This is a genomic window from Nocardia gamkensis NBRC 108242, from assembly GCF_001612985.1.
Lineage (GTDB): Bacteria > Actinomycetota > Actinomycetes > Mycobacteriales > Mycobacteriaceae > Nocardia > Nocardia gamkensis.
In genome coordinates, this window is the sequence record NZ_BDBM01000012.1 from 1 (window position 1) to 16,372 (window position 16,372).

Genomic DNA, 16,372 nt, shown 5'->3' on the forward strand with positions numbered 1-16,372 from the left:
ACAGTCAGTGCATCACCGCTGTTCAGACACTCAGCGTAGACCTCTGCGGGACTGCGGTAGCCGTGGATCTTGCGGGGTCGGTGGTTGAGCTCGTCGGCGATGGTGTCGAGGTCGGCTTGACTGAATCGGCGTAGGTCGGCGTTCTTCGGCAGGTATTGACGCAGTAGCCGATTGGTGTTCTCGTTCGTGCCGCGTTGCCACGGGCTGCGGGGCTTGCACAGGTAGATCGGCGTACCCGTGGCTGCGGTGATGGCTTTGTGACCGGCGATTTCCCGGCCGCGGTCCCAGGTCAGCGTGCGGCGCATCGGCACCGGGAGGCTGAGCAGATACCTGGTCAGGTGTGGGGTCACCTGATCGGCTTTGATGCCGTCGGGTAGCGCCACCAGCGCGGTGAATCGGCTGGTTCGCTCAACAAGCGTCGCGATCGCCGACGGGCGGGTCCCCATTACCGGATCCCCCTCCCAGTGCCCGGCGATCTGTCGGGTTTCGACCTCCACCGGACGTTCGCTGATCGGCACCAGATCGCTGATCACGCCTGCCCCTGTCGGGCGGCGAGCCCGTTTCGGATGCCGCATCGGCCGCCTGGTGCGCAACTTGCGGGTCAGGGTCCGGTTGATCGCCTTGCGGCGTGGGTCGAACAACGTCAGGTAGATCGCTTCGTGGGAGACCCGCATCGACTCCTCGTCGGGGAACTGCCGACGCAGCCAACCGGCGATCTGCTCGGGTGACCAGCATGTCGTGAGTTTCTCCTCGACCAGCGCACGAAGCCTCGCGTTTCTGGCCAGTTTTGCAGGTTTCGGCCGACGCGCTCGTTGATACGCCCGCTGATCGGCTGTGGCGGCACGGTAGGCCGCGCGGCCGCCGTTGCGGACGATCTCCCGCGCGATTGTCGACGGCGAACGCCCCAGGCACACGGCGATCGTCCGCGCCGAGCAGCCCGCAGCCAAGCCACGGGATATCTCCTCCCGCTCGGCCATCGTCAAGTGCTGGCTGCGCCGCCGTGGCGGCGGCCGGTGAACCCCTCCGGTCTGAGCGAGAAACCTCCGCACATGCTGCAACGGCAGCCCCAGCGCCCGGGCAATCGCGCTGAACGACTCACCAGCCCGCCACCGGCGCCACACCTCGTTCTGACGAGCAGCAGACATCCCGTAATCCCGCACCCAAACCTCCACGCCGACATGATCATCCACGCGGTGATGCAGTGATCCCTTGAGCCCAAGATCGTTTCCGACACACCGCTCCGGCCGCAGACAAGACGCGAGCCCTACGATGATCGGATGCCATTGAGTGGAAAAGTCGCTTTGGTCACCGGCGCAACCAGCGGAATCGGCCACGCCACCGCGACATTGCTGGCCGAACGCGGCGCACACGTGCTGGTCACCGGACGCGACACCGACCGCGGAAACCAAGCCGTCGAGCAGATTCGCGGCACCGGCGGCACCGCGGAATTCCTGCGTGCCACCCTCGGCGACGCCGACAGCGCACGAGCACTGGCCGAAAATGCCCACGCTATCGCCGGTCGGGTCGACATCTTGATCAACAACGCTGCCATCGGAGTCTTCGCCCCCACCGCCGCGGTCACCGAATCGGACTTCGACGCCTGCTACGCGCTCAACGTCAAGGTCCCGTTCTTCCTCGTCGCCGCGATCGCACCCGGCATGGTCGAGCGCGGGCACGGAGTGATCGTCAACGTCAGCACCATGGTCGCCGCGTTCGGTGCCCGCGGCGCGGCTGTCTACGCCTCCAGCAAAGCCGCGCTCGAGCTACTCACCAAGACCTGGGCCGCCGAATTCGGGCCACGCGGAGTCCGCGTCAACGCCATCGCTCCCGGCCCCACCCTCACCGAAGGCACCGCAGCCCACTACAGCCCCGAGCAACTCCAGGCCCTGGCCGCTCAAGCCCCAGCACGGCGCGTCGCCGACGTCACCGAGATCGCCGCAACCATCGGCTTCCTCGTCAGCGACCACGCCGGCTTCATTCACGGCGCGATACTGCCCGCCGACGGCGGCCGAACCGCCGTCTAGAACTCCTCACAGCACAAGCAATCGCCATGTAGCGACGCGAATTCACCGCCACTCATCGCTACGAATCACAGCGGGGCCTGGTTCATGCCTGCGGTGGGCGAAGTCTCAGAACAAGCCATCGCACACCCGCAACGGCCGATTGCCGGTCGGCCCCAGCTGGGCGAGTTCGGCGTCGATGTTCACATCGATCGCGCCGAAGAAGTTGGCTCCTCTCTGTGTCAAGTCGTGGGGGTGGGTCCAGGTTAGATAGATCCACAGTCCCAGTTCAGCACGGCGTTGCACGGATGTCTCTCCGCGCTGCCAAGCAATACCGACTCCCGTGTATCCGTCGGCGACGGCCCAGCAACTTCGTTTACCGACCCGGTGAGTCCTGGGGCCGTTTGCTCCTGGCGAGTGGATGAGGTTCGCCGGCGATCGTCATGAGTGCTTCGATGACATCACCACGCAGGTGGGTCAGGACAGCGGTGTCGTCGTGGTGCTGCCCGAGATAGACCCGCTCGACCGTCTCCCCGAACAACTGGCGGACGTGCACACGCACGGTCTCCGTGATCGAGTAGGTGGTGACCTCCAATTCCTGTGCCCACGGCAGGTTCTCGCGGACTCGGTTCCACAACCCGTCGTAGCGCCTGTAGCTGATCGGCCGCCCGTTGCGTTTACGCAGCACACGAGGCGTGACCTCTCTACCTCCGCGACGTTCGGCATGCTTTCCCAGGGCGGCCATGAGACGGGGCGAGACCGGATGCCAGTGAAACCCGCCACCGCGCGTCCGTAGCCGCACCAGGCAGTTGTCGCGGTCGAGGTCGTGAAGCGCCAGATCGATGACAGCTTGCCGGTCACTCGCGGTTTGGATGTGCAGCATGACGATCAGTTCGTCCAGCTCGGGGTCATCACCGGTCGAAGAAGCAACACGATGAACTTCCCGCAGCTGCTCGCTGCTCAGAACATCGCCTTTGCCGCCGCGCCGGCCCGGAAGCCTTGCGGCCGCCGCGGGATTGCTGGAGGGATCGATGAGCCTGTCACGTTCGGCGTGCTTGTAGATGTGCCGTAACGCCGACAGCAGATTCTCTGCGGCTGACTCTCCGCCCCGGGAGTTGGCGCGAGCGCGAGAACGGATCTGATGCGCATCCATCAGCTCTTCTATCTCCCTCGTCGTCGGCTCGCTCAACACTCGGTCGCCCCATACCTGACTGATCGCACGCCATGCCGAGTCGTAACACCTCAGCGTCTTCGGCGGGACCTTCCTACGCACCCGGTCGATGTACTCACCGAGCCGGGGAGAACCAACCGGTGAGCGGCCGGCATCGCCGGCGCTGCGGTCGAGCACCGGCAGCTGATAGGGGAGCGGGGATGGCGTGAGGGGGGATTCGTCGAAACTCATGGTGCTCCTGAACACGCGCCGAGGTGACGGTGCCCGCAAACGGCACTGCTGATCGGCTGGAAGATGATCGGGAATCCGACAGCACCAGCGCGGACTGCGCTGGACCGGGGTGGTCGACCGACCCGGCTCGAACCGGGCATCGTTCACGGCGGGCGGGGACCATCACCACTGTCAGGTACTCATCATCCGACGCTCGCCACAGCACGGTCAAGATCTTCAAGGCAAATCCACCTCGATGCCTTTACCCAGGTCATCGGGCTGAACGTGGTCCGGTTCGACATGTTCGGTCGCAGGAAGCCGAGGCGGGCCCGCGCGCAGTTGCGGCGTCGGATCCTTCGCGTCAGCCACAGCAGCGCCGGGACCGTGTCCGAGCCGTTCAATGACACCGCCGCGCGGCATCATTGCCCCCGGAAACGGGTCCGGACCCCGGTTAAAGGCCAAAAATACACGGTTCCGCGGCATATTTGCCACGGAACCGTGTCATTGAATGTCCGGAGGGGGACTTGAACCCCCACGCCCGATAAAGGGCACTAGCACCTCAAGCTAGCGCGTCTGCCATTCCGCCACCCGGACCGGTGTGCTCAGCAAGATTATCGGATCACTCCGCGTGGACCAAATCGCGGCTGGACCTGCGGATTCTCGAGCGCGTTGGGATGGGTGGTGGCATGAGTATCCGTGCGGGCAGGAGGTCGATGAGGCGCCGTTCGGTTGGGTGCGTGATCGGCATGTCGGGCTACGTGATGGAGCCATCGGCGTGCGGCTCTAGCGCTGCTCGACCGCGCGGCCTAGGGAACCGAGCGTGACCGGGATGCCGTCCGCGTGATTGATCGCCGATCGGACCCGTCGACTGCGGATACGAGTAGCCGGCACTCGATCCCTCATGGCCATGGGCCCAATACTCGCCTCGGTCGATGGCCCGTCAGTCGGCCCGGACCGACGGGCGAGCTGCTCCGGAAACACCGCCCGTGTGCACAGCGAACAGTGAATGCCATTAATTTGCCAGCTGCGATCGGTCAGCGCGAGGCAGGTCGGGGAGAGTGATGGCGCATCGAGTCACGGAGGCGTCGCTAGCACCTCACAAAATCTCCTGAGCTGGTCAAATAGTGGGCTCTGCGGTGAGCCTCGCCGGGGTGACCTTCGGGGGCCGAAGCCGTAGGGGATTCCAGGGAAACAGATAGGTAGCTACTCGCATCGCGAGGGAGATGTGCGCCCACAGTCGACTGGATCCTCGAGCGGTCGTGGTGAGGGACGCCGAGTAAATTCAGATCACCGATGCGGGGGAACGGGAAGGGCCCCGCGGGCCCGCTCGATCCGCTCCGCGCATCGCACGAGAGCTTCCACCGCGTCCGTGGGCGGGGTCTCCCGGCGCCAGATGGCGCGGAACCGGCGGGTGAGCAGTGCGGCGTCCGCGACCGGCACCCGCGCCACCCGGCCCGCGGTCAGCTCGGGTCCGGCGATCAGAGCGCTGAGCACCGAGGGCGCCATCGCGCCTCGGACCGCGCCGAGAAGGGCTGCGGCGGAACCGAGTTCCGCGGCCGGGGGAGCGGGCGTGCAGTGCGCGGCGAGCATCTCCCACACCGTATCGCGAGTACCCGACCCTGGCTCTCGCCACAGCAGCGGGGTGGCGGCCAGTTCGCGAAGCGTGACCGGCTCGGTGCGGCGCGCCCACGGATGGTCCGGCCCTACGATGACGACCAGGTCGTCGGTGCCCAACACCCGGCCGCTCAGACCGGCTGGTGGGTGTGGGCCCTCGACGAAACCGATGTCCGCCGCGCCCTCGCGCACCATGGCCTCCACCTGACGGCTGTTGCCGACCTCCAGCGCCACCACGGCGTCCGGCCGGACTGTCCGCAGGGCCGCCAGCCACTGTGGAATACGGTGATCGGCGATAGTTTTGGAGGCCGCGATGCGCGCCCGCGGCGCCCGCTCGGCATGCAGACCCGCGACGGCGTTCGTGAACGCCTGCGCTGCGGCGAGCACCGTCCGCGCGTGCTCGACCACGGTGCGGCCCGCGTCGGTGAGCGCCGAACCGGTCGGGCCGCGATCGAGCAGCCGCAGCCGTAACCGGCGCTCCAGCGCACTGATCCGCATGCTGGCCGCAGGCTGGCTGATCCCCTGCCTACGCGCGGCCGCGCCCAGACTGCCTGTCTCCGCCACCGAGACCAGCAGGTCCAGCACGGTGAGATCGGGAGTTTCAGGGCCCAAGGTCATAAGCCGAGCTTATGATGTCGGTGGGAATCGCGGTCTACCAGGCAAGCGCCGCTGCGGCCACGATCGGGCAGGTGAACACGCTGCACCGATTCGTCCCGGGCCTAGCGCTGGCCGCGTTTCTCGCTACTCTGTCCACCGTCGCCGGGCGCCTCGTTCCAGCGGTCGGCGCGCCGGTGACCGCCCTCACCGCCGGCATCCTCATCGGCGCGCTCGCGCGCGACGGGGGCACCGACACCGGGCGGTTCGCGCCCGGCCTGGCGCTCACCCGCGATCGCGTGCTCGCCTGCGCCGTCGTGCTGCTCGGTCTGGACCTGCCCGTCGACGCGGTACTCACCGTCGGCCGCGACACCGCAGTCGTGCTACTGGGCACGCTGCTGGCAGGCGCGGTCGCGGCGGTGTTGGTGGGCCGATTACTCGCACTGCACCGTGAGTCGGAGATCCTGATCGCGGCGGGCACCACCATCTGCGGAGCATCCGCCATCGCCGCGGTCACCGCGGTCATCGCGCCCGCACGGGACCGGGTGGCGTACGCGCTCGGCACCATCTTCGTCTTCAATATCGTTGCGGTGCTCGTCTATCCGCCGCTGGGGCGGATGCTCGGCCTCTCGCAGCAGGCGTTCGGTCTGTGGGCCGGCACCGCGATCAACGACACCTCCTCGGTGCTCGCCGCCGGTGTGGCGTTCGGACCGGTGGCCGCGTCGTTCGCGGTGATCGTCAAACTGGCGCGCAGCCTCATGATCGTGCCGCTGTGCATCGGGCTGCACTTCACCGAGCGCCGCGTGCCCCGCCGGGACGCCGCTGGAACAGCCCCGATGTGGCGCACCATCCCGCTGTTCGTTGTGCTGTTCCTCGCCGCCTCGGTGATCGCCGGAACCGGGGTGCTGCCCGTGAGGTGGACTGTCGCGTCCACCGCGGTGAGCGGTTGGCTGGTCGCGGCGGTGCTGGCCGCCGTCGGCGCCTCGCTGAACTGGCGGCGCATGCGCGCCACCGGCCCGCGCCCGCTGCTCTACGGCGGCATCCTCGGCCTGGTGCTCGCTGTCTCCGCCCTGCTGCTGCTCGCGGCGACCGGATGGACTTGAGCACGCATACGGCCCTTCGGCCGAAGTTCGACGCCGAGAACTCGACGGCCTCGGCTCGAGAACGGGGTAGTGGGCCAGCGTGTCCCGGTTGCCGTCGACTCCGCCACCCGTCGATACGCCCCGCTGATGTACGAGCAGGCGGATTCACCTTCGGAGGACGGGAGTCAGCAGCGCCATGATCCGATCGGCGTATGCCGGGTCGAGTTGCGCGCCGCTGACGAGCAGCCGGTAGTAGAGAGCCCCATAGATCAGGTCAATGACGGCGTCGGTATCGAGATCTTCCGGCAGTTCGCCATTGTCGATTCCGGCGGCGATGAGCACGCCCACGTCGGCGCGCCGGCCGTCGAGGAACCGTTCGCGTAGTGCCGTGGCCAGGTCGGGGTCGTGCTGAGCGGCTGCGATCAAGGCGACGAACGGGCGCCTGGCCTCGGGGGTGTTCATCAATTGCGCCACGCGCCGGAGCTGGATCCGCAACCGGGTCAGGGCATCGCCCTCGGCGGGAGCCTCCATCCGGTCGGCGAAGGCGTCGGTGAAGGCATCCATCAACACCGCTGCCTTGGTCGGCCACCACCGATAGATGGTGTTCTTGCTGACACCGGCCCGCGCGGCGATGTCGTCCATGCTCAGCCCGGGCAACCCTCGGTCGGTCAGTAGTTCCCGCGCTGCGGTCAGTACCGCTGTGCGTGATCGCTCACTGCGTGGCCGTCCCGGCCCGCGCGCACCCTTCTGCTCTGCCACTGCGCAATCCTATACTTTCAAATACGATATGGTCAGTATCGTAAATATGAGATGGTGAGGAGCATTGATGATGAGTGATCGAGTGTGGCTGGTGACCGGGGCGTCATCGGGATTCGGCTATGCGATATGCCAGGCCGTGGCGACGGGCGGTGGCCGGGTGGTCGCGACGGCACGCACCCCCGAGCGGTCGCAGCCCCTGCAAGAACTGGCGGCCGCCCATCCCGATCGCGTTCTCGTCACGCCGCTGGATGTCACCGACGGCGAGCAGGCGCGGCGGGCGGTGGCGCAGGCGGTGGAGGCGTTCGGGCGCCTGGATGTGGTGGTGAACAACGCCGGTTACGGCGTCTTCGGCGCGCTGGAAGAGATCCCCGACAGCACGGTGCGGGACGCCTTCGAGACGAACGTGTTCGGATCACTGAACATGATTCGCGCATGTCTGCCAGTGCTGAGGGAGCGCAAGCGTGGCCATATCGTGCAGATCTCATCGGTGGCGGGTGTCGCGGCCCCCTCGCCGGGCTTGGGTCTCTACGCGGCCACCAAGTTCGCCGTGGAAGGTATGAACGAAGGCCTGTCCAAAGAAGTCGCCCACCTGGGTATCGGCGTCACGATCGTAGAACCCGGCATGTTCGGCACGAATTTCGTTGCCGCACTTGAAATCACCTCCGTCCAGCACCCCGACTACGCCGCCAGCGTCGAGGCGGCGCGCGAGCGTCTGGCCGACCTCGACCCGAATGTGTACGGGGATCCCGCCCATGCGGCACAGCAGATCATCGCCGCCGTCGAATCTCCCACGCCCCCGTTGCGACTGCCGCTGGGCCGGGACGCGGTCGCCGCGATCCATGCCAAACTGACCGAACAACTCGCCGAGCTGCCCGAACCGGTCACTGTTACCTGATCCTCGGCGGCCGGGTACCGCGCCTCCGTCGCAGCGAGCGGGAACCGTCGAAGGCAGGCAGATGCCGTCGGCAATCCAGGCACCACTGGGTAGTGCGAATCACTCGAAGTAGGTGGATCGGGATCTCGGTGTCGCAACCGCGGCAGCGGCCGTAGCGGCCTGAGGTGATGAGGCTGATGGTTCCATCGATGTCGGCCAACGCGTGCCGTGCGGCGACGGCCAATTTCTCGGCGACCTGCCGCCTGGCCATTTCCGCCGCGTCGGTGGGTTCGGCCGCGCGATCGATCTCGGCTTCGAGTTCGGCCAGTTGCCGCACTCGGAAGCGACGTTGCTGATCCAGTCCGGCTCGCAACGCCGGTAGGTGATCGGAAAGGCGTTCGGGTGAGGCGGTGTGTGCGGTAGTCATCCGGGTCTCCAGGGCTCGTGGTTCGGAATGTGCTGCGCCGAGTCGGGGTCAGTGCGCGCCGGCGGCCGCGGCGGCCCGTCCGGCCGCGACGGTCACGGCGCGAATTCCGGGCACCGTGCGGGTCAGGGCCAGGGCGATGCGCCATTCGGATTCGTCCGCGAACCCACCGGCGACGGTGGCGTCACCGTCCTCGACAGTGACCTGCCAGTGCCGTGCGCGGGTGTATTGATCAAGCAGCTTCTGGGCATCGGCCGCGAGTGCGTCGTCGGGGGTGAGCATGATTCGTAACGCGTCGCCGCGGCTGAACATCCCGATCACGCGGCCGTCGGCATCGACGACCGGCACACTGCGCAGTCCGTGACCCACCAGCCTGCTCATCACCTCGGCCAGCGCCGCAGCACCGGGGATCGACACCGCCGGCGTGGTCATCACCGCACCGACCGTGTCGTCGAGTTCGCCGGCCCGCAAGAGATCACCGCTGGTGATCACCCCGATGAGGCGATCGGCCTGGTCGAGAACCGGCAACGCCGCGTAGCCCAGTTCGGCGAGCATCAGCGCCGCGGCGCGTGCCGGATCGTCATGCCGCACAGCAATGATCGGCCGTTGCATGACCTCGCATACCTGCATGTTCCTCATGCCGTTCAACTCCGCTTCAGCTAGTACCGGTTCGGCTCCGAAGGCGGAACCGTCGTCGCTCCCGGCCGGGTGGGAAGTGTCGTCAGGGACGGGCCCGAGGCGGCGCCGCCCCTGACGACGCGCAGGCCCTGGTGCAGGGCTGGTCTCAGTCGCTCGGACCTACCGGCATCGCCGACTTGACTCTTCCTGCCTTGCGACTGCTGCTCAACTCCATGATCGTTCGGTGTCGAGAAGTTCGGTTGCGCTGATCAGACAATCGAGGAGCCGGGATTTGTGGCGGCAGCACAGCGCGGGCTCAGGCGGTCTCGGTGACGGCGAGTTCGATCATCATGGCGAGGCGTTTGCGGGGGTCGCGCAAACCGAGGTCGGTCACCTCGGCCATCTTGCGCAGCCGGTTGCGGACGGTGTTCTCGTGCACCCCGAGTTGCGCCCCCGCCTCTGCGAGGTCGCCCTGCGCCTGTAACCAGGCGCGCAACGTTGCCACATACTGGGTGGAGTTGGCGCGGTCGTGGCGGCGCAACTCCGAGATCGGCCCTCGCGCGGGGGTGCGTCCGGAATGCCCCGCGGTGCGCAACCGCTGGAGCAGGATTTCGTCCCACGACTCGTCATAGGCGAGGGGCGGAACATCTGCCGAGCGGGCTTCGTGCAGTGCCAGGCATTCGTCGGCCTCTTGGCGCGCCAACGCCAGTTCCCTGGCCAGGGCGACACCGCTGATTCCGGCCAGCACCGTCATCTGGGTGGGCAGTGCCGCCTGTCGCTCGCTTATCCAGCGACGTGCCGTGGCCGCCTGATCAGCGGGTAGCACGGTGTAGACGGTGTCGCCGACCAAGGCGCTGCGACTCGAACGCGACCAGCCGAATCCGGATGTCGCTCGCTCGAAGATCAACAGCAGCGCGGCGTGCTGCTCTCCAGCGATCCGGGCCCGCACGGCGAGCACCCGCAAACCCTCCGACGCCAACCCCAGTCTGCTGGCTACCGTGGTCGCGTCCGCGGTGCCTTCCAACAAGCGGATCACCAATTCGGATTCCACTTGACGCTCCAGGTCCGCGCTGGCCCGCGATCGCAACAGATGCAGGGCAACTGTTCGGGCTCCGTCGGTCAAGGCCCGGTGGCGAACCCCGTGTAACGGCGCGGGGGATGACACCCATATCGAGCCGAGCAGTTGGCGGCCCACGCGGACGGCCACGACCATCCGCCCCGTCATCGCGCGATCTGCCTGCGCGGGCACGAACAACGGTTCCGCCGAGGCCGCCAAATGTGCGAAGACACCCTGCGTTTCGAATACCGCGCGCAACCACTGCGGCATCTGCCGCCCCAGGATCGTTTCCACCCATGCGGGGTCGAGATGCTGCTGCGGCCTGGAGTAGGCCAGCACCCGGGACAGGCGGTCCTCGATCGTCACCGCACCCCCGACCGCGTCGGCCAGGCTGTCGGCCAAGGCGAACAAATCGGTCGGCCCGCGACCGGCGTCGGTCTCGCGTCCTTCAAGTACCAATCCGTAGACCACCGCGGCCACCTCGCTCCAGGCCACAGCGGGGTCGATCATCAGCACGGCGATCCCCTCGATCTTCGGCTCGTCGTCGGTTTGCTCATCCCCGCGGAAGAGCGCGACGACAGCCCGCGCCGACACCGCCCAGTCCACCACCTCCGATACCGAGCGTGCCCCGATCCCCAGCAGCACATCGCCCATTTCCGCAGGGTCGTGTTCGGCCCCGGGAATCACCACACTGCGTAAAGGGGTGGCGCGGGCAACCGAACCCAACCGCAGACGGACCCCATAGCCACCCAACACGTTCGCCAACCGGTCCAACGTCACCATGAGCCCCTCCGATCTCGAACTCGGCGCGACTGGTGGAAGGTCGTGGACGTGCAAGCCGGACCACTCGCTCGGCCGGTGCACCGCCGTGAGCGCCGGGACGCGCCGGTGCAGGCGACCGACGCCCCGCCGACATCGGCGATTACGGCCACGTCGCCGATGTCGGCGTTCTCGGTGCCGGTCAGCAACGCGAGGGTGCTTCGGTCGGTTGGTTCGCCCGGTGGGTACGCACGGCCGCGCTGCCCGGTGCGGCCGGGAACGTCGCGGTCGGCGGCGGATTCGTCGAACGATCGCGGATCGTGGCCGTACCGAGCGCGCAGGCCGACGGAGCCTCAGCGGAAACTGCGCCGGCGCCGGCACGAGCCCCTGCCACATATCGAACGGTACGCCTGCCAGGAGGCCCCAGCTGGGCGATCACCTACTCCACTCTCCGGTTATGGCCTGCCGGTATGGCCGGGTCAGCCGCCGTGACCGGTCGAGGTTTGTTCGACGAGGGTCGCGGTGGCACGGTCGAGGAACTCGCAGAACCTTCTGTGCTCGTCGGGGGTGAAGCGGTCCGTGAGGGCGCGTTCGAGCACGATGACTTCCTGGTAGGCACGGTCGAGCAGGCCATGGCCTGCCGGGGTGAGAGTGGCGATGAGGACTTTGGCGTGCACCGCGGACGGTTGCCGGGCGATGAGTCCTTTGCTCTGCATGCCGCTCAGGACGGTGGCCATGCTCTGCTGGGTGACTCCGCACGCGCGAGCCAGTTGGGCGCCGGACATGGCGTCCTCGCGGGACAGGGTCAGCAGCACCGTGTATTGGGTCATGGTGAGCCCGTAGCCGCGCAGCACCGCCTCGTGGTGGGCCATAAGCGCTTGCTCCGCGCGGCGTAGTCGGGTGCACACGTATTCCTCGACAGGCACATCGGCCATGACACAACTCCCTAAGTTGACTCAGGTACCTTATACTGACTAGGTTCCTATATAAGGATAGTGAGTCAACACAGAAAGTTGTATCTTATGAAGGCTGTTGTGCTGGACACCGATGACACTTTCCGGATCTCGGAGATCGATGAGCCTGTGGCCGGACCGGGTGAGGTCGCCATCCGCGTTGCCTATGCGGGCGTGCAGTACGGCGACGTGCTGGTGCGCGCGGGGCATTTCCCGATTCCGCGCCCGTTCGTGCCGGGCTTCGAAGTCGCGGGCGAGATCATCGCGGTGGGGGAGGGCGTGGACGACGACAGGATCGGCGAGCGGGTCGTGGCGCTGGTGGGCGGGGGCGGTTACGCCGAGGTCGTGACCGCACCGGCGGTGCTGGCGATCAATGCCTCGGGCGTCGACGCGCGCACCGCCGGCGCGTTCGGCTGGGTGACTCCGACCGCGTACGACCTGGTCGATACCGCCGCCGGAGTAGGGAAGGGGGACAGTGTCCTGATCCATGCCGCCGCTGGTGGTGTCGGGTCGCTGGCCGGGCAATTCGCCGCCGCCGCGGGCGCGAAGAGGATTGTCGGAGTCGTCGGCAACGCCGGTCAGCTCGATTACGCGCGCCGGTTCGGCTATCACGAGGTGCTCGAGCGTGAACAATTCCCCGATGCCTTGGGCGAGGAGAGCTTCGACGTAATTCTCGACCCGATCGGCGGGCCCACTCGGGTCGCGAGCCTCGCCCGGCTCGCCGCGCATGGCCGGATCGTGGTCTACGGCAACATCGCCACCTTCGAGCCGGTCACCGTGTCGGCCAACGATCTGCTGATGCGTGGTCAGTCGCTGATGACCTACAACAGCAATCTGGCCGGCCAGACCTGCCCGCAGCGGCTCGCCGACAGTGCCGCTCGCGCGATGGCGCTGGTCGCCGACGGGTCGGTGCGCGTAGATGTCACCGCCGAATACACTCTCGCCGACGTCGAGACCGCGATCGCGAACCTTGCCGGCGGAGTGACCCACGGCAAGAGCATCGTCCGCATCGAATGAATCGCGTCCTCGATCCGGCCGGGACGCTCCTCAACGATCCCGCGCCGGGTCGGCGACCGTGCCGTCCAGCCACCGCATCGGGCCCTCTTGATCAAGCCGGCGGTCGGCTCGACCGCCGCGGTCCGCGAGCCGGTTGCGGCGCTCATTCTCTGTGATTCCGGGTCATCTCCCAGCCCTGTGCGGTCATTCGAAACAACTGCGAAACTCGGTGAGGTGCGATGCATTCGAGAATGTCGTGGCACACCGACACCGATTGCCTGGCCTGCGAGTATACCATTTAACCCCGCTCCGCCGGCGGGTGACGCGTAGTCCACTACTCATTTGCGCACTTGCGCCTCGCGTCGCGCCGTGCGGAAAACGCTTACCGAGTAATACCGGCACCGCCGCCGCGCAGAATGACCCGATGAGCAAGTAGTGAACTACCCGAATTCGAAATCATCCGACTGAGCACTTCGATGATCGTCGTGCCGGCTGTACGCTCAGATCGTCGGAATCCGGCATCATTCGCCCGGGTTCTTGACATTCCTATGAAATCCTACAGTTAGACGAGAGGGTCAAATCGATGATCAATACACACACGGTAGCCGCAGGAGACACTCTCTCTGCGGTTGCGAAGAGATTTTACGGTCAGGCCGCGCTTTTCGAACTCATCGCCGTGGCAAGTGGCGTTCCGGATCCCGATTCGATACGCGTCGGGACGGTGCTGATCATCCCCGAGGTGAACCGCAAGCACACGGTGGTGCGAGGCGAAACACTGTCCGGATTGGCAGGGCATTTCTATCGCCCGCAGAACTCGCATCTATTCCCGCTGATCGCCGCGGCGAACGGAATCGAGGATCCCGACCAGATCCACCCTGGTCAGGTGTTGATCATTCCCGGCATCTCGTACAAAGTCGTTTCCGGCGACACACTGTCCAGGCTCGCCAAGCGCTTCTACGGTGATGCCACGCTGTTCCCTCTGATCGCCGACGCGAACGAGATCCTGGACCCCGACGTGATTCACGTCGGCCGAGAATTGATTATTCCCCCGAAGAACTAGGAGATAACCATGGCAGCCGAATGGCATACGGTCGTCGCAGGCGAGACCCTGTCGGGAATCGTCAAGAAGAAGTACGGCGATCTGAAATTCTTGCAGAGGATCGCCGACATCAACGGCATCGAGAACCCGGACTTCATCAGAGTCGGCCAGCAGATCATGCTCCCCTTGCGGTCCATCCTCGCCTCGGCGGGCTAGACCGGATGCCGAGTCGTCCTCGCAATTGCGGCGGCCTCCGATCGCTCACCTCGGGACAGCACAAGGGCGGACGGTCTTGCGGATGCCCTCCCAGCAGCGGATGCTCCACTCCTGGGAGGGCAACGTTCTCGCCGCCCGACGGGATCGCGCACGCGACCGGCGACCCGATCGGTTACCCGGCACGAGAGCAGCGAACAGTGGAATCGTCGGCCTCCGTCAGGGTTCGAGCGGATCGTGGCCCCAGTTCATCAGCGAGTGCCGCCAGTTGCTGTCGACGATGTCCCCGGAAGGTCGTTGCTCGAGATGGCGGTGCGCGTAGCCGATGACTTTGCGCATGTGCGCGTAGTCATCGTCGGTCAGGTCGTTCTTCTCGAGGATGTCCACGATGCCGATAGCTGAAGCGATGCTGCATCGTTTCGTCATATGTGCGGGAGGGATCCCGGAATTGACAGCGTGACGTGCGGGTCAGATGAGTTCTTCAAATGTTCGTTCGAATCCCAGCGCCCCGCGACCGTCGGCGACCTGACGGTCGAGAAGGTTTTTCAAGGGGGCGACGAAGTCGAGGGTGACGTTCGCGTCGCGGCTGGCGCGGTTTATCGCGTCCAGTGCGGCTTTGTGGAACGCGATGGATTGGACCCGGTCGGTGTATGCGGCGGTGTCGATGACGGCGCCCTGATGTGGCAACGACTGGGCCATGGCGCCGACCCACGCGGCGGCTCGTCGGCCGAATTCGGCGGCGGGGACGCCGACGGAGCGCATCATGGCCGCGCCGTGCAGGAAGCCGCCGAACATGGCGTACATGGTGGCGAGCAGGGCGAAGTCGTAGGTCGAGGCGAAGCCCGCGTCTTCGCCGAAGTATTCCGCGGCAGCGAGCAATTCGAGGGTTTCGCGGTGTGTGTCGAAGACCGTCCGGGAGCCGCTGTAGAGGATGGAGGCGCCGGGTCGGCCGATCATGGGTGGCACCGCCATGATTCCGCCGTCGAGGTAGCCGCAGTCGTGACCGGCCGCCCAGGCGGCGAGTTCGCGAGCGTCGCCGGGGGCGGTGCTGGTCAGGTTGATCAGTTGTCGTCCAGCCAGTCGGGCGGCGACCGGGTCGAGGGTGGCGTGCACCGAGGCGTGGTCGAGCAGTACGGCGATGATCGGGCCGTCGGCGCCGATCGCCTCGGTGACGGTCGCGGCGGTGGCGGCTCCGGCCGCGAGGAGTTCGGCGTCCTTGCCCGGGGTGCGGTTCCAGACGGTCGTCGGCACGCCGGCCTTCAGGAATGTCGCGGCCAGCGCCTGGCCCATCGCTCCGAGTCCCAGGATGATCACCGGGGTCTTCGTGGTCTCCGCCATTGCGGGTTCAACTCCTTGGGTTCGAGGAAACTCCTGGTCAGCGCGCTGTGACCAACAGTGCTCGTTGCCCGGCGAAGAGGCAAGTACCTACTATTTTGTCCGGTACTTACCAAATGGTTTGTGAGCAGGTAGCGAGGTGGACGGTGGGTGCGAAGCGATCGGGGCCGTACTTCTGCGGTATCGATGCCGCGATGGATGTGGTCGGCGGTAAGTGGAAGGCGCTGATTCTCTGGGAGCTGGAGAACCACGGCGTGCGGCGCTTCGGCGAGCTGCGCAAGGGGCTGCCGGGAGTCTCGGAGAAGATGCTGATCCAGCAGCTGCGGGAGCTGGAGGAGGACGGGATCGTGAGCAGGACCGTCTACCGCGAAGTGCCGCCGCGCGTGGAGTACCGGCTGACCGAGATCGGCGCGGCGCTCAACGCGGCACTGGAGCCGCTGGGTGCCTGGGGACGGGACCGGATCGATCGGATCGGGGCACCGCGGGTGCATCAGCAGCCATGAGGTGAATCCTTCAAAAGTGAATGTTTCACTCGGGCAACATCGTTCAGCGGAAGATCAAGCTACTAGTTGGTAACTTTAGTTACTTTTGTGCACACCCTGTGCAATTGACGCATAACCGGGCCCGTCGTATGTTCCACGTCACAACTTTGCAAGATGTGGGTGGCAGCGCAG

Annotated in this window: 16 protein-coding genes, 1 tRNA gene and 1 pseudogene; 7 read left to right on the forward strand and 11 right to left on the reverse strand. The window is 66.4% G+C overall.

All coding sequences use genetic code 11. The features are described from left to right. On the reverse strand, positions 1-1,160 hold a 1,160-nt coding region (locus tag NG1_RS12840), incomplete at its 3' end, for an IS30 family transposase (RefSeq protein ID WP_439956422.1). A gap of 117 nt (positions 1,161-1,277) precedes the next feature. On the opposite strand from NG1_RS12840, the gene NG1_RS12845 reads away from it, so the two are divergent. Further along, complete coding sequence (locus tag NG1_RS12845; RefSeq protein ID WP_062970437.1) at positions 1,278-2,024, forward strand: SDR family NAD(P)-dependent oxidoreductase; 747 nt, start codon at positions 1,278-1,280, stop codon at positions 2,022-2,024. Between the two features lie 352 nt (positions 2,025-2,376). Here the strand turns inward: NG1_RS12845 and NG1_RS12850 are convergent, their stop codons facing one another. From NG1_RS12850 to NG1_RS12860, 3 genes are all read right to left on the reverse strand, one after another. Continuing rightward, the gene (locus NG1_RS12850; RefSeq protein WP_157114029.1) at positions 2,377-3,402 is read right to left on the reverse strand and encodes a site-specific integrase; all 1,026 of its coding nucleotides are present in this window, start codon (positions 3,400-3,402) and stop codon (positions 2,377-2,379) included. A gap of 488 nt (positions 3,403-3,890) precedes the next feature. Then, positions 3,891-3,975 (reverse strand) — tRNA-Leu (locus NG1_RS12855). Positions 3,976-4,668: 693 nt separating this feature from the next. Then, positions 4,669-5,613 carry a LysR substrate-binding domain-containing protein gene (locus tag NG1_RS12860; protein WP_062970441.1) on the reverse strand — a complete coding sequence of 315 codons (945 nt, stop codon included), beginning with the start codon at positions 5,611-5,613 and terminating at the stop codon, positions 4,669-4,671. A gap of 11 nt (positions 5,614-5,624) precedes the next feature. On the opposite strand from NG1_RS12860, the gene NG1_RS12865 reads away from it, so the two are divergent. After that, the gene (locus NG1_RS12865) at positions 5,625-6,692 is read left to right on the forward strand and encodes a YeiH family protein (protein WP_063910332.1); all 1,068 of its coding nucleotides are present in this window, start codon (positions 5,625-5,627) and stop codon (positions 6,690-6,692) included. Between the two features lie 144 nt (positions 6,693-6,836). Here NG1_RS12865 and NG1_RS12870 read toward each other — a convergent pair whose 3' ends face one another. After that, complete coding sequence (locus NG1_RS12870) at positions 6,837-7,430, reverse strand: TetR/AcrR family transcriptional regulator (RefSeq protein WP_063910333.1); 594 nt, start codon at positions 7,428-7,430, stop codon at positions 6,837-6,839. 67 nt (positions 7,431-7,497) lie between these two features. On the opposite strand from NG1_RS12870, the gene NG1_RS12875 reads away from it, so the two are divergent. Next, positions 7,498-8,325 (forward strand): SDR family NAD(P)-dependent oxidoreductase, encoded by an 828-nt coding sequence (locus NG1_RS12875; protein ID WP_062970445.1) that lies wholly within the window; start codon positions 7,498-7,500, stop codon positions 8,323-8,325. Here the strand turns inward: NG1_RS12875 and NG1_RS12880 are convergent. The 4 genes from NG1_RS12880 to NG1_RS12895 all read right to left on the reverse strand — a co-directional run bounded on the left by NG1_RS12880 (position 8,318) and on the right by NG1_RS12895 (position 12,097). Beyond that, entirely contained in the window at positions 8,318-8,731 is a 414-nt protein-coding gene (locus NG1_RS12880; protein ID WP_062970447.1) for a TraR/DksA C4-type zinc finger protein, read from the reverse strand. The genes NG1_RS12875 and NG1_RS12880 overlap by 8 nt on opposite strands. Before the next feature lie 48 nt (positions 8,732-8,779). Then, positions 8,780-9,367: a CBS domain-containing protein gene (locus NG1_RS12885; RefSeq protein WP_062970449.1), complete on the reverse strand. Its 588-nt coding sequence runs from the start codon at positions 9,365-9,367 to the stop codon at positions 8,780-8,782. Between the two features lie 295 nt (positions 9,368-9,662). Next, positions 9,663-11,186: a PucR family transcriptional regulator gene (locus NG1_RS12890; protein WP_062970451.1), complete on the reverse strand. Its 1,524-nt coding sequence runs from the start codon at positions 11,184-11,186 to the stop codon at positions 9,663-9,665. A 455-nt stretch (positions 11,187-11,641) separates the two neighbouring features. Next, entirely contained in the window at positions 11,642-12,097 is a 456-nt protein-coding gene (locus NG1_RS12895) for a MarR family winged helix-turn-helix transcriptional regulator (protein ID WP_062970452.1), read from the reverse strand. 87 nt (positions 12,098-12,184) lie between these two features. Between NG1_RS12895 and NG1_RS12900 the strand changes: the two genes are divergently transcribed. The 3 genes and pseudogenes from NG1_RS12900 to NG1_RS12910 all read left to right on the forward strand — a co-directional run bounded on the left by NG1_RS12900 (position 12,185) and on the right by NG1_RS12910 (position 14,366). After that, positions 12,185-13,132, forward strand: coding sequence for a quinone oxidoreductase family protein (locus NG1_RS12900; protein WP_062970456.1), 948 nt, complete (start codon positions 12,185-12,187; stop codon positions 13,130-13,132). Positions 13,133-13,886: 754 nt separating this feature from the next. After that, a pseudogene (locus NG1_RS39230) lies at positions 13,887-14,156 on the forward strand (LysM peptidoglycan-binding domain-containing protein); the annotation flags it as partial. Positions 14,157-14,180: 24 nt separating this feature from the next. Continuing rightward, the gene (locus tag NG1_RS12910; RefSeq protein ID WP_062970460.1) at positions 14,181-14,366 is read left to right on the forward strand and encodes a LysM peptidoglycan-binding domain-containing protein; all 186 of its coding nucleotides are present in this window, start codon (positions 14,181-14,183) and stop codon (positions 14,364-14,366) included. Positions 14,367-14,582: 216 nt separating this feature from the next. Here the strand turns inward: NG1_RS12910 and NG1_RS12915 are convergent, their stop codons facing one another. Both NG1_RS12915 and NG1_RS12920 read right to left on the reverse strand, forming a co-directional pair. After that, positions 14,583-14,789 carry a DUF3140 domain-containing protein gene (locus NG1_RS12915; RefSeq protein WP_084498889.1) on the reverse strand — a complete coding sequence of 69 codons (207 nt, stop codon included), beginning with the start codon at positions 14,787-14,789 and terminating at the stop codon, positions 14,583-14,585. 42 nt (positions 14,790-14,831) lie between these two features. Beyond that, positions 14,832-15,701 (reverse strand): NAD(P)-dependent oxidoreductase, encoded by an 870-nt coding sequence (locus NG1_RS12920; RefSeq protein ID WP_062970462.1) that lies wholly within the window; start codon positions 15,699-15,701, stop codon positions 14,832-14,834. 143 nt (positions 15,702-15,844) lie between these two features. Between NG1_RS12920 and NG1_RS12925 the strand changes: the two genes are divergently transcribed. Beyond that, entirely contained in the window at positions 15,845-16,201 is a 357-nt protein-coding gene (locus NG1_RS12925; protein ID WP_245659883.1) for a winged helix-turn-helix transcriptional regulator, read from the forward strand. Positions 16,202-16,372 lie beyond the last annotated feature (171 nt).